The organism is Streptomyces sp. AM6-12 (genome assembly GCF_044327085.1).
Lineage (GTDB): Bacteria > Actinomycetota > Actinomycetes > Streptomycetales > Streptomycetaceae > Streptomyces.
Genome location: NZ_JBIQWN010000001.1, coordinates 3,521,025 through 3,533,183, shown reverse-complemented (window position 1 = coordinate 3,533,183; position 12,159 = coordinate 3,521,025). Strand labels below are relative to the sequence as shown.

Below are 12,159 nucleotides of genomic sequence, written 5' to 3'. Positions count from 1 at the left end.
GGAACCTTCCTCGATGCGGGCGCGTATCAAGGAATTTCCGCAGCAGAATGAGCGGCGCAGAGAATCGCGAGAACGAGCCGGAACGGCTGGGGTCGGAATAACCCGGGAAAAAAAGCGAGCTGGGTCCCGCACCCCAAGGTGCGGGACCCAGCTGCGAAGTATGCGTCAGTGCCGCATCGTCACGCGGGAACGATGTTCTCGGCCGTCGGGCCCTTCTGGCCCTGCGCGATGTCGAACGACACCTTCTGGCCCTCCAGGAGCTCGCGGAAGCCCTGGGTGGCGATGTTGGAGTAGTGGGCGAAGACGTCGGCGCCGCCGCCGTCCTGCTCGATGAAGCCGAAGCCCTTTTCCGCGTTGAACCACTTCACGGTGCCAGTAGCCATTTTGTTTCTCCTTCGGAACGGTGTCAGAAACACGCCCTGTGCGTATTCCGTGTCGCCGTGATGATCTGCCGTAGGAAAAAACCTCCTGGCAACCACACCTGCAACTGATGACGACAGTAGCACGTCGATGCGGGCCGTGCGTGACAAATAATGCGGCGCCGACTGGAGACGCAGGAATAGTCACCGTGTGCCGCGTCGATTTCTTATCCCGCGACTACAGATTTGTTTTCCCCAGAAAAGAGCACGGCGGTAGACGGGCGGCCGTACCGGATGACCAGATGACCGGACGACCTGGGCCTGGGCCTGGGCTTGGGGTGATGAACAGGTAGCGGTCCGGGCGGGGACGGCGATCTCAGGTGGGGGTCGAGCCTGTCTTCTCTTCCCAGAGCGCGAGCGGGGTCGCACCGGTCCGGTAGCCGTCCTCGTCCAGCAGATGGCCGCTCAGTTTTATGGGCCACAGGGCGACCGCGCGGTCGGTGACGGTGAGGTCCGGGGCCCGTTCGGCGAGGCGGGTCTCGAACCGCTGGGCGTCGTCGAGGGAGCGCACCCAGGCGACGAGGTGCAGGTTGTGGCGGCTGATGACGCCGGCGCACAGGCGCACCTCGCGCATGCCGGTGACCCGCTGCGCGACCTCGTCGAGCCGTGCGGCCGGGACCTGGCCCCAGAGGGTGACCCCGACCGGCCAGTCCGACAGGGGGCGGGCCACCTCGCAGCGGGCGTGCAGCAGATCCGAGGCGAAGAGCCGCTGCACGTGACGGCGGACGGTGTCCGGGCTCGCGTCGCACAGCGCGGCCAGCGCGCGGTAGGTGGCCCGGCCGTTCACGGAGAGGGCGGTGATCAGCCGCTGGTCCAGTGCGGTGAGGGGGAAGGCGGGGGCGGCTGTACGGCGATGGGGCTCGTCCGAGGTGAGGAGTGCGACCCGTTCCCGGCTCAGGGCCCGCAGCCGCCACCGGCTGGCCTCGGTGTGGACCCGCGCGGCCAGGTGGGTGCGGACGGCCCGTACCCCCTCCAGCGCCGCGAGGTTTCCGGTCGTCCACCGGGTGAGGGAGGCCAGGTCGCGGGCCATGACGTTCAGCAGCAGGTCGCGGTCCCCGCTGACCTGCGAGAGCGCGGCGACATACGGTACGGCGGTGAGCACGCGGGCCACCTCCGGCAGGCGGCCGGGAGCGCAGTCGACCTCCACGAAGGCCAGACAGCCCTGCCCGGACTCGGCCAGCGCGGGGGCGGGGTGGCAGCTGATCCAGGCGGCGCCGACCTCGGCCAGCCGCTGCCAGCGCCGGGCCACCGTCACGGGGTCCAGGCCGAGCGCGGCACCGATCCGCGCCCAGCTCGCACGCGGGGCGACCTGGAGGGCGTGCACGAGTGCCTGGTCCACATCGCCGAGAGAATAACGCGGATGCTGCGGCATCTCGTCCCTTCCTGCGTGTTTCCTGCGCTTTCGGCTCGTCGACCGGTCAGAGCTTCAGTCTGGACCCGGTACGCCCGGACGTACCAGTCACTCACTCAGCAACAGGAGGTCGATCCGGCATGTCGGTCGTGGAACGCGCCAAGGAACTTCAGCCCGAGCTGGCCCGGCTGCGCCGCTCGCTGCACCGGGAGCCGGAGCTCGGCCTCCGGCTCCCGCGCACGCAAGAGAAGGTGCTGGCGGCCCTCGACGGGCTTCCTCTGGAGATCACCCTCGGCAAAGACCTGACGTCCGTCACGGCTGTGCTGCGCGGCGGCAGGCCCGGCGGAGCGGTCCTGTTGCGCGGCGACATGGACGCCCTGCCCGTCACCGAGGAGAGCGGGGTGGCGTACGCGTCCGAGGTGCCCGGCCGGATGCACGCCTGCGGGCACGACCTGCACACCGCCGGACTCGTCGGCGCGGCCACGCTGCTCGCCGAGCGCCGCGCGCACCTGCAGGGCGACGTGGTGTTCATGTTCCAGCCCGGCGAGGAGGGCCACAACGGCGCCGGCACGATGATCGAGGAGGGCGTCCTGGGGGCGGCGGGCAAGCCGCTCGACGCCGCGTACGCGCTGCACGTGGCGGCCAACCGGGTCCCCGGCGGCGTCGTCATCACCCGTTCCGGCACGATCACCTCCGCCTCCGACCGGCTGAGCGTGACCGTGCGGGGCAAGGGCGGCCACGGCTCGAACCCGGCCACCGCCAAGGATCCGGTGCCGGTCGCTTGCGAGATGGTCACGGCGGTGCAGACCTGGGTGACACGGACGTTCGACATCTTCGATCCGGTCGTCGTCACCGTCGGCTCCTTCCACGCGGGCACCCAGGCCAATGTCATCCCGGACAGCGCCGAGTTCCATGCCACCGTGCGCAGTTACTCCGAGAGCGCGCAGGAGCGGCTCGCCGAGGGACTGCCCCGGCTGATCACCTCCATCGCCGCCGCCCACGGCCTGGAGGCGGACGCCGGCTACCGGACCAACTACCCGGTCACCGTCAACGACGCCGACGAGACCGCATTCGCCCTCGCCACCGCCCGCGATCTGTTCGATCCGCGCGAGGTCTGGGAGTCGCCCCAACCCACCAACGGCTCCGAGGACTTCGCCCACGTCCTCCAGCGGGTCCCCGGCGCGATGCTCCTGCTGGGCGCCGCACCTGAAGGCGCCGACTGGCGGCAGGCGCCGATGAACCACTCACCGCGTGCGGTCTTCGACGACCGGGTGCTGTACCGGCAGGCGGCGCTGCTGACCGAGCTGGCCGAGCGACGACTCGCCGTTTCCGGACACGGCGTCGGGTAGCGAAACCTACACCAGATCCAACGCACCTGGTGCGTCCAACGGCGTCAGCCCCGTCGCCCACACCCGCCCGTACACGGACAGGTCCCGCAGATGGGCGGTGATCTCCTCGGCGCTGTAGCCGGTGTCGTGTTCGACCCACCAGGACAGCAGGCCGATCAGCTCGCCGGTCCAGGCGCGGGCGACGACGTCGAGGGGGACGCGGGGTGTGGCGCCGAGCTGTTCGGCGCGGGTGCGGAAGACCTTCTCGGCCTGGGCGCGGATCAGTTCGGTGAACTCGCGCAGCGCCCGGCCGTCGCCCTCGCCGCGCAGGATGACCCGGTAGACGGGCCGCTCCTGTTCGGCGTGCTGGAAGATGTAGAGCACCGGCAGCCCGGTGAAGCCCCGCTCCCGGGCCTGTTCGACGGCCGGCAGCAGGCGTTCGCGGTCCTCGGCGAGGTCCTGCACGATCCCGACGAGCAGGTCCTCCTTGTCGCGGTAGTGTGCGTAGAAGGTGGCCCGGCCGACGTCCGCGCGCTCCGCGATCTCCTCGACCGTGATCGCGTGGAACCCCTTCTGAAGGACCAGCTCGACCAGCGCCATGCGCAGGGCGGCACGGGTGCGCCGGACGCGCCGGTCCCCGGCGGGCTTCGTCTCCACGGTGTCTCCCTCTCGCCTCATCTCGTCCGGCCCGGTGACCCGGATTCTCGTCCGAACCGTTGACCCGACCTTAACGCTGGCCTTACGTTGCCGAACGCCAAGCTAGATACCAGACAGACCGTTCAGGAACTCAGTGTGGAGTACGCGATGAACCTGGGGCGCTATGTACGCCGGACAGCCGGCCACCATCCCACCGCCGAGGCCGTGGTCTGCGGCGCGACCCGGCTGACGTACGCGGAACTGGACGACCACAGCGACCGGCTCGCGGTCGCCCTGCGCGGCCTGGGTCTGCATCAGGGCGACCGCGTGGCGACCCTGGCTGTCAACCGGGCCGAGCTGGTCGTGACCGAGATCGCCCTGTACAAGGCCGGTCTGGTCCGCGTCCCGATCAACGCACGGCTCGGCGCCGGCGAGGTGGCCCACCTGCTGCGCGAGTCGGACGCCCGGGTGCTGCTCACCGACGCCGTCCACCTGGACGCCGTACGCGACATCCTGTCCGGCACCGGTCTGAAGACGGTCATCGGCTACGACGGCCCGAGTGAGCTGGGTCCTGGATATCTGGACACCGTGTATGGAAATGAGCCGGAGCCTGTGGCCGTGGAGTGCGCCGAGGGCGATGCCGCCGTCCTGCACTTCACCTCCGGCTCCACCGGCACGCTCAAGGCCGCGATCCAGACGTACGGCAACCGCCTGGCGCTGCTGCGCAAGATGGTGATGAGCGCCGACACCCGCGTCGGCCTCGGTGACAAGCAGATCCTCGCCGGTCCCGTCACCCACGCCTCGGGCATGCCGCTGATGGGCATCTTCTTCACGGGCGGCTGTGGGGTGATCATGCCACGCTGGGACGCGGAGGAGTTCCTCGCCACGGTCCAGCGGGAGCGGGCCACGCACGCGTTCGTCGTCCCGACGATGGTCAACATGGTGCTCGCGCTGGCGAACGCCCGCGCCTACGACACCTCCAGCCTGCGCCAGCTGATCTACGGCGCCGCGCCTATGTCACCGCAGCGCATCCGCGAGGCATGGGAGTTCTTCGGCCCGGTCCTCTCCCAGGGCTACGGCTGCGGCGAGACCACTTCCGGCGTCCTGTTCCTGTCCACCGAGGACCACCGCCGTGCCATCGAGGGCGAGGACGAGGAACTGCTGTTGTCCTGCGGGCGCCCGCTCGCGGAGGCCGAGGTGGCGGTCGTCGGCGACGACGGAACCCCGGTGCCGGACGGGGAGATCGGTGAGATCGCCGTACGCGGCCCGGACGTCGTCCCCGGCTATCTGGGCGCCCCCGAGCTGACCGCCGCCTCCTTCCGCGACGGCTGGTTCCTCACCGGCGACCTGGCCCGCCGCCGCTCGGACGGCTATGTCTTCGTCGTCGACCGCAAGAAGGACATGATCGTCTCCGGCGGGTTCAACATCTACGCCGTCGAGGTCGAGTCCGTCCTGCACCAGCACCCGGACGTGTACGAGGCCGCCGTCGTCGGCGTCCCCGACGAGCAGTGGGGCGAGGCCGTCAAGGCGGTCGTCGTGCCACGCGACGGCGCTGCCCTCGCCGAGGCCGCCCTCATCGACTTCTGCACCGACCGCCTGGCCCGCATGAAGAAACCCCGCTCGGTCGACTTCGTCGCCGCGCTGCCCCACAACCCCAACGGCAAGATCGACCGCCGCGCGATCCGCGACCGCTACTGGCAGGGCGCCGCCCGCCGCGTCAGCTGAAACCCCGTAAGGACACCTCCTCGCATGCCCTTCACCCTCGAACCCTCCTACGACGACAACCCCCGCCTGCAGGACCTCGTCGTCCGCCTCCGCACCTACCTGCGCGACGAGTTGATCCCCTACGAGCGCGAGCGCGGCATCACCGCCGAGAGCAAGCTCGACCGCTCCACCCTCGAACACGTCTGGAAGCGCAGCCGCGAACTCGGCTTCTATGGCGTCAGCCTGCCCCCGGAACTGGGCGGCCAGGGCCTGAATTTCACCGAACTCTGCGCCGTAAAGGAGGAGTTGACCGCCTCGGGGGCGGCCCTGTTCCACTCGGTGCTCGGTGACATGGGCGGCCCGCTGCGCGCCGGCGCCATCCTCAAGTACGCCACCGAGCAGCAGCTGGAGCGCTACCTGATGCCTGTCATCCGGGGCGAGCGCGCCTGCTGCTTCTCCATCACCGAGGAGGACGCCGGCTCCGACGTACGCCGGATGACGACCACCGCCACCCCGGACGGCGACAGTTACGTCCTGAGCGGCAAGAAGGTGTTCAGCTCCGCCGCCCCCTTCGCGGACTTCGCGATCGTCGTGGCCCGCATGGCCGGCACCGAGGAGGCGTACAGCGCCTTCCTCGTCGACCTGGACACCCCCGGCTGCACGGTCCTGGACGGCGAAGTGCCCATGTCGGGGCAGCAGATGGAGGGTGACCTCGTCTTCGACGACTGCCGGATCCCCGCCGCGAACCTCCTCGGCGAGATCGGCCAAGGCCTGCGCATCGGCATCGGCCGCATCACCCTCAACCGACTCCTGCACTGCCCGTCCCTGATCGGGGCGGCCCGCCGCGCCTGGGACCTGTCCCTTCAGTACGCGACGAACCGCGTCGTCTTCGGCCAGCCCCTGCTCGCCCACCAGGCCATCCACCACAAGATCGCCGAGATGGCCACCGACATCTACGCCGCCCGCTCGATGGTGCTGGCGACGGCGGCCAAGGCCGACCGGGGCGAGAACGTCTCCGTCGAGGCGAACATGTGCAAGCTGTTCGCCTCGGAGGCGTGCTTCCGCGTCGCCGACCAGGCCGTCCAGATCCACGGCAAGGCCGGGCTGACCCGTGGCAACGAGGTCGAGCAGATCTTCCGCAGTCTGCGGATGTTCCGGATCGTCACCGGCACCACCGAGATCCACAAGAACGCCATCGCCAAGGGTCTGATCTGACCGACTCCCTTGGTGCCCCAGGGCGGCGCCCCAGGCCCCCGCAGCCGGGGGCCTGCGGCCACGGGGATCCGCCCCTCTTCGTACGGCCCCCTGCCCCGCCCGCACCCGCAGGAGTCGCCCATGGCACCCCACCCCTTCGCGCCGTCGACCGGGCTCGGCGACGTCGTCACCGCCGCTCCCTCTCCCGGACGCCGCAGAGCCTGGCTGATCACAGCCATGATCGTGACCTTCATGGTGGTCAACTACGCCGACAAGTCCGTCCTCGGGCTCGCCGCCGTACCGGTCATGGACGAACTGCACCTCAGCAACAGCACCTACGGACTGATCTCCAGCTCCTTCTTCTTCCTGTTCTCCCTCTCCGGACTCGTCGGCGGATTCCTCTCCACCCGGATCTCCAGCCGCACTCTGCTCTTCGGCATGACCGTGCTGTGGGCCGTCGCCCAGCTTCCGGTCCTGGCCATGGCCTCGGTGCCCACCCTGATGGCCGGCCGGATCCTGCTGGGCGCAGCCGAGGGCCCGGCGGCCTCGATGTCCATGCACGCCCTGTACAAGTGGTTCCCGCCCGAACGGCGCGGCCTGCCCTCGGCCCTCCAGATCGGCGGGGCGGCACTGGGCACCCTCATCGCCGCGCCCGTCGTCACCTGGCTGATCTCCGGATTCGGCTGGCGATCGGCCTACGCCGCCCTCGCCGCGGTCAGCGCCGTCTGGGCGCTGCTGTGGTGGCGCGTCGGCCACGACGGCCCGTATGACGGCGCACGCGGCGGCGCCTCCGGTTCCAGCGGGCTCCGGCTGCCGTACCGACGCATCCTGCTGACCGGCACCGTGCTCGGCAGCATCTCCAGCGCCTTCGGCGCGGCGTGGGCGCTGTCCCTCAGCCAGGCGTGGCTGCCCGCCTACCTCAGGACCGAGCTGAGCATGTCGGCACCGTCCGCCGCGACCACCATCAGCGTCGTCTCCGGCTTCGGGCTGGTGCTGCTGCTGGCCGTCTCCCCGTTCGTGGACGCGCTGAAGTCCCGTGGGGTGAGCAGCCGTTGGTCCAGCGGGGCGGCGCAGGGGATCGCTGTGTGCGTGGCGGGCTGCGCGATGGCCGCGTTGCCGTTCGTCGGCGCGTCGGGCCCGCGTCTGGTCCTGATCGCGCTGGCCTTCGGCGGCACGTCGATCGCCATCCCCCTCCACTACATGACGACCGCCGAGGTCGTGCCCGCCGGGCAGCGCGGCGCCGTCTTCGGCATCGTCGCCGCCGCCGGCACCCTGCCCGGCCTCGTGGCCCCATTCCTGACAGGGCACCTGATCGACGCGGCGAGCGGTCCGGCCGCCGGCTACACCAGGGCGTTCCTCGCCGCCGCCGCGGTGATGCTCATCGCGGGCGTCCTGGCCCTTGCCGCCATCCGCCCCGAGCACGACGTCCGGCGCCTGGGGCTGGACCCGGCCGTGGCGGACGCCGCGCGTTGACCGGGGCTGGGCCCGTCACCGCGTGGACTGCGGCGACGGGCCCAGCATTTCAGGCGGGGCACGCGGCTAAAGGGTCCGGCCGTCGAGGCCGCTGCCCGCGGTGACCGGCTCACCGTGCCCGAGGGCGTCTGCCTCGGTGCCGTGGTCGCCGCTCAGCCGTTCGCCCTCGATGTCGACCTGGGGCAGCAGCCGCTCCAGCCACTTCGGGAGCCACCAGGCTGAGCGCCCGACCAGGGCGAGGACCGCCGGGACGAGGGTCATGCGGACGAGGAAGGCGTCGATGAAGACACCGACGGCGAGGGCGAGGGCGATCGGCTTGAGCATGGAGCTGCCGCCGGGGATGAAACTTGCGAACACCGCGAACATGATCAGTGCGGCGGCGGTGACGACCCGGGAAGCGTGCCGGGAGCCGGCCAGGACGGCATCGCGTGGCTTGGCGCCGTGGACGTACGCCTCGCGCATGCGGCTGACCATGAACACCTCGTAGTCCATGGCGAGTCCGAACAGCACCGCCATCACCAGGATGGGCAGGATGCTGACGATCGGCCCGGTCTCGGCGATCCCAAGAGGCCCGGAGAGCCAGCCCCACTGGAAGACGGCCACGACCGCGCCGAAGGTGGCGGCCACGGACAGCAGGAAGCCCAGGCTGGCCTTCACCGGCACGATCACCGACCGGAAGACGAGGAGCAACAGCAGCAGGGACAGGCCGACGACCACCAGTGCGAATGGAACGAGCGAGTTCGCGAGCCGGTCGGAGACGTCGATGTTCACGGCCGTCGTACCGGTCACCGACACGTCGGCACCGGTCTGCTTGTGCCAGTCGGCCGCCTCGCTCCGGATGTGCTCGACGAGGTCCTTGGTCTGCTGGTCCGACGGGCCGGTCTTCGGCACGACCTGGATGACCGCCGCGTCCCCGTGTTCGATGACCTGCGGCTTCCCGACTGCGGCGACGCCGTCGTCTGCCTTCAGGTCCTTGGCGAGCGTGGCCGTGGCCTGCTGCGGGCTGCCGGTGTGGGAGGTGTCGGCGAGGACCAGCAGGGGGCCGTTGAAGCCGGGGCCGAACTTCTCGGCGACGGTGTCGTACGCCTGCCGCTGGCTGCTGCCCACAGGGGCCGATCCGTTGTCGGGCAGGGCGAGTCGGAGGTCGCGGGCGGGGACCGCGACGGCGAGCAGGCCCAGGAGGACTGCCAGCAGGGTGAGCAGCGGACGGCAGATGGCGATCCTGCCCCAGCGTTCGCCCATCGGCCTGCGTCGGCTGTGTCCTTCGCCGTGGGCCGCCTGCTCGCGACGGGCGGTGCGTGAGCCCGGCTTCGACCGCAGCCGTTCACCGGCGAAGCCCATCAGGGCGGGCAGGAGCGTCGTGGACACGCCGACGGCGATCAATACGGCGGCGGCCCCGGCCACACCCATCACGGTGAGGAACGGAATGCGGACGACGGCCAGGCCGCACAGCGCGATGATCACGGTGAGGCCGGCGAAGACGACCGCGCTTCCGGCGGTGGCGGTGGCGCGGGCCGCGGACTCCTCGGTGTCCATGCCGGTGGCGAGCTGGGAGCGGTGGCGGGAGAGGATGAACAGGGCGTAGTCGATGCCGACCGCGAGACCCAGCATCGAGGCCAGGGAGGGCGCGGTGCTGGAGATGGTCAGAACGCCGGTGAGCGCCGACAGTCCGAGCAGGGTGATGCCGACACTGGTGATCGCCGTCAGCAGGGGCATGCCGGCGGCGAACAGTGAGCCGAACGTGATGGTCAGCACGACGAGGGCGACGGCCAGGCTCATCAGTTCCTTGGTGTGGCCGGTGCTCTTGCTGCCGCCGTAGGCGGACCCGCCGACCTCGACGGTGAGTCCGGCGTCCTTCGCCGGCCGGGTGGTCTTCTCCAGCGAGGTGAGGCTGTCGTCGTGCAGGTCGGCCCTGCTGACCTGGTAGCGGACCTGGCCGAGAGCGGCCGTGCGGTCGGGCGATATGACCTTGCTCTGCACCGGGTCGGTGACGCCGACGACCTGCGGGGCCCTGCCGGCATCCGCCATGGTGGCGCTGACCGCCTTGGCGTACTGCGGTTCGGTGATCTTGTGGCCCTTGGGAGCCACGAAGACGATCTGGGCGCTGGTGCCGGCCGCCGAGGGCAGCTCGCTCTTGAGGGTGTCCATCGCGGTCTGGGCCGGTGAGCCCGGGACGGTGAACTCGTCGTTGGTCGTGCCGCCGAAGGTGATCACACAGGTGACCACCGCGGTCAGTGCCAGCAGCCAGGCGGCCAGCACCGCCCGTCGGTGCCTGAAGGCACCGCGGCCGATCCGGTAGAGCAGGGTAGCCATGGAAAAGGTGCTCCTTGAGGGGGGATGTGCAGGGGCGAGCGGCACGGTCGGGGAGGGGCCCGCGAGGGGGACGGGCCTGATGGTCAGGCGTGGAACGCGGCTGGGCCGCCGTGCGGGGTGAGACACAGGCCGTCATCGGTGACGGCCAGCCGCCGCGGCTCCAACGCCAGAGGAAGACCGGTCAGTTCGACGGCGCGCTCGGCCATGTCCGTGACCTTGTGCGCCAGGGCGCCCGGCGGGAGAGCGCCGTTGAAGGTCGGTCGGCCGGGCGCCGTCCGGATCGTGTCGCCGTGCAGGGCGGGTGCGATCGGGACGGTGAACGCGCCCACGCGGCCGAGACGGACGATCAGCTGGCCGGACTTTGCGCTCAGAGCCACCACGCCGCCCAGGCTCTGGAGGGTGCCGCCCGCCAGGGACACGGCGGGGACGTCGACGTCGACGGTGCTGGACCGCACCGTCACGGTGCGGCTGCCTTGCCGTACCTTGCGCAAGTGGGCAGCGATGCCGAGCCCCGATATCCGGCGGGTCGTCACACCGTCCGCCGTCAGCTCGACGTCCGGGAACGAGCCCCGGGCCAGCTGCCACAGCGCGGGCGTGGCACCCAGGTCGACGCTCGGGGTCCTGCCGAGCCGTTTCCCTGCCTCCTTAGCGAACCGCTCGCCGATCTTGCCTCGGCAGACGAGCTCGGCCACGCCCACGGTGCCGGTCGGGGCGAGCGCGGCCACCACGGCGAGGGTGACGCGACGCCGTGCACCGGCGCGGGATATCAGCCGACCAAAAACTGTCATGACTGACACGATACATAACATGTCAGTCATGACAGTTTGTAGAGGGTCTGGCGACCGGGCCGCGTTCAGGGCATGTCAGGATGAACGGATGAACGAGGAGGGTGGACGCGAGATGGGGCGGCGGGACCGGAAAAAGGCCGCCACACGGGGAGCGCTGCTGCACGCGGCCGCCCGCATGTTCGCCGAGCACGGCTACCAGAGCACGACGGTCAAGGACATCGCCGCGGCGGCCGGCGTGACGGAACGCACGTTCTTCCGCTACTTCCCTTCCAAGGAAGACCTCGTCTTCGCGGAGATCCAGGACCTCCTCCCGCTGCTGCGCAGGGAGATCCCGCGGCGCCCCGCCGACGAGACCCCGCTCACCGCGGCCCTCAACGGACTCCTTGCCGCCGCCGGGGAACTCGACGGCGGCCTCGCCATCCTCTTCGTCGGTGCCCCGCCCCGCGACCTGTCCACGGGCCCCGGCCGCACTCGCGTGCTCTGGGACATCGAGGCCGCCATCGCCGACGCGCTCGCCGAGCGGCTGCCGGATCACGGCGACCTGCGCACCCAGGTACTCGCCCGCGTCTGCGTGGCCGCCATCCGCAGCGCCCTCATCGCCCACGCCGCCCAGCACACGGACGCCTCGGACCGCCGCTCCGCCGACCACTTCGTGACGCTGCTGCGCGAGGCGTTCGAGACCATTCGCGAAGCGCACTGAACCGCCTTGAGTATGAGACGCAGCGCTCAGACGTAAGGACCCTGGCGAGGCCGGGTCGGGCTACAGGGGCCGCTTTGTGGCGCACTGTGCCGCGCCGTCGCTCATGCGTTGCTCACGCCGGCGTCGACGCTGAACAGCGGGATGGTCCTCATCGGAACAGGCTGAACCCGCCCGCAGTCAGCGACAAAAAGGGCTGTGACCTACGCGAACTTTGCCAGTGCTGTGGCGGCGGGGCGGCCGTGTACGCGCTGTG

General features: G+C 70.6%; 10 protein-coding genes. 5 read left to right on the top strand and 5 right to left on the bottom strand.

Annotation, left to right across the window (positions count from 1 at the left end):
- Positions 1-179: 179 nt before the first annotated feature.
- Together ACE4Q9_RS15950 and ACE4Q9_RS15945 are read right to left on the bottom strand one after the other, a co-directional pair.
- On the bottom strand, positions 180-383 hold the full coding sequence (locus tag ACE4Q9_RS15950; protein ID WP_028799214.1) for a cold-shock protein: 204 nt from the start codon (positions 381-383) through the stop codon (positions 180-182).
- A gap of 352 nt (positions 384-735) precedes the next feature.
- Entirely contained in the window at positions 736-1,758 is a 1,023-nt protein-coding gene (locus tag ACE4Q9_RS15945; protein WP_397984896.1) for an Lrp/AsnC family transcriptional regulator, read from the bottom strand.
- A gap of 152 nt (positions 1,759-1,910) precedes the next feature.
- Between ACE4Q9_RS15945 and ACE4Q9_RS15940 the strand changes: the two genes are divergently transcribed.
- Positions 1,911-3,119, top strand: coding sequence for a M20 family metallopeptidase (locus tag ACE4Q9_RS15940; protein WP_397984895.1), 1,209 nt, complete (start codon positions 1,911-1,913; stop codon positions 3,117-3,119).
- A 6-nt stretch (positions 3,120-3,125) separates the two neighbouring features.
- Here the strand turns inward: ACE4Q9_RS15940 and ACE4Q9_RS15935 are convergent, their stop codons facing one another.
- Positions 3,126-3,698, bottom strand: a complete 573-nt coding sequence (locus tag ACE4Q9_RS15935) for a TetR/AcrR family transcriptional regulator (RefSeq protein ID WP_397987233.1) — start codon at positions 3,696-3,698, stop codon at positions 3,126-3,128.
- A 192-nt stretch (positions 3,699-3,890) separates the two neighbouring features.
- Here ACE4Q9_RS15935 and ACE4Q9_RS15930 point away from each other — a divergent pair, with 192 nt between their 5' ends.
- From ACE4Q9_RS15930 to ACE4Q9_RS15920, 3 genes are all read left to right on the top strand, one after another.
- A complete protein-coding gene (locus tag ACE4Q9_RS15930) occupies positions 3,891-5,459 on the top strand; it encodes a long-chain fatty acid--CoA ligase (RefSeq protein ID WP_397984894.1) in 1,569 nt (522 codons plus the stop codon).
- 24 nt (positions 5,460-5,483) lie between these two features.
- On the top strand, positions 5,484-6,653 hold the full coding sequence (locus tag ACE4Q9_RS15925; RefSeq protein ID WP_397984893.1) for an acyl-CoA dehydrogenase family protein: 1,170 nt from the start codon (positions 5,484-5,486) through the stop codon (positions 6,651-6,653).
- 120 nt (positions 6,654-6,773) lie between these two features.
- Complete coding sequence (locus tag ACE4Q9_RS15920) at positions 6,774-8,105, top strand: MFS transporter (RefSeq protein WP_397984892.1); 1,332 nt, start codon at positions 6,774-6,776, stop codon at positions 8,103-8,105.
- Positions 8,106-8,171: 66 nt separating this feature from the next.
- Here the strand turns inward: ACE4Q9_RS15920 and ACE4Q9_RS15915 are convergent, their stop codons facing one another.
- Positions 8,172-10,418, bottom strand: a complete 2,247-nt coding sequence (locus tag ACE4Q9_RS15915) for an MMPL family transporter (protein ID WP_397984891.1) — start codon at positions 10,416-10,418, stop codon at positions 8,172-8,174.
- An 83-nt stretch (positions 10,419-10,501) separates the two neighbouring features.
- Positions 10,502-11,206 carry a DUF2993 domain-containing protein gene (locus ACE4Q9_RS15910; RefSeq protein WP_397984890.1) on the bottom strand — a complete coding sequence of 235 codons (705 nt, stop codon included), beginning with the start codon at positions 11,204-11,206 and terminating at the stop codon, positions 10,502-10,504.
- A gap of 88 nt (positions 11,207-11,294) precedes the next feature.
- Here ACE4Q9_RS15910 and ACE4Q9_RS15905 point away from each other — a divergent pair, with 88 nt between their 5' ends.
- On the top strand, positions 11,295-11,906 hold the full coding sequence (locus ACE4Q9_RS15905) for a TetR family transcriptional regulator (RefSeq protein ID WP_397984889.1): 612 nt from the start codon (positions 11,295-11,297) through the stop codon (positions 11,904-11,906).
- The last annotated feature ends 253 nt before the right edge of the window (positions 11,907-12,159 follow it).

What these genes read in the sequence shown, in the direction of transcription:
- ACE4Q9_RS15950 (WP_028799214.1), bottom strand. Translation starts at nt 383, where the DNA reads ATGGCTACTGGCACCGTGAAGTGGTTCAACGCGGAAAAGGGCTTCGGC.
- ACE4Q9_RS15940 (WP_397984895.1), top strand. Translation starts at nt 1,911, where the DNA reads ATGTCGGTCGTGGAACGCGCCAAGGAACTTCAGCCCGAGCTGGCCCGG.
- ACE4Q9_RS15935 (WP_397987233.1), bottom strand. Translation starts at nt 3,698, where the DNA reads ATGGCGCTGGTCGAGCTGGTCCTTCAGAAGGGGTTCCACGCGATCACG.
- ACE4Q9_RS15925 (WP_397984893.1), top strand. Translation starts at nt 5,484, where the DNA reads ATGCCCTTCACCCTCGAACCCTCCTACGACGACAACCCCCGCCTGCAG.
- ACE4Q9_RS15920 (WP_397984892.1), top strand. Translation starts at nt 6,774, where the DNA reads ATGGCACCCCACCCCTTCGCGCCGTCGACCGGGCTCGGCGACGTCGTC.
- ACE4Q9_RS15915 (WP_397984891.1), bottom strand. Translation starts at nt 10,418, where the DNA reads ATGGCTACCCTGCTCTACCGGATCGGCCGCGGTGCCTTCAGGCACCGA.
- ACE4Q9_RS15910 (WP_397984890.1), bottom strand. Translation starts at nt 11,206, where the DNA reads ATGACAGTTTTTGGTCGGCTGATATCCCGCGCCGGTGCACGGCGTCGC.
- ACE4Q9_RS15905 (WP_397984889.1), top strand. Translation starts at nt 11,295, where the DNA reads ATGAACGAGGAGGGTGGACGCGAGATGGGGCGGCGGGACCGGAAAAAG.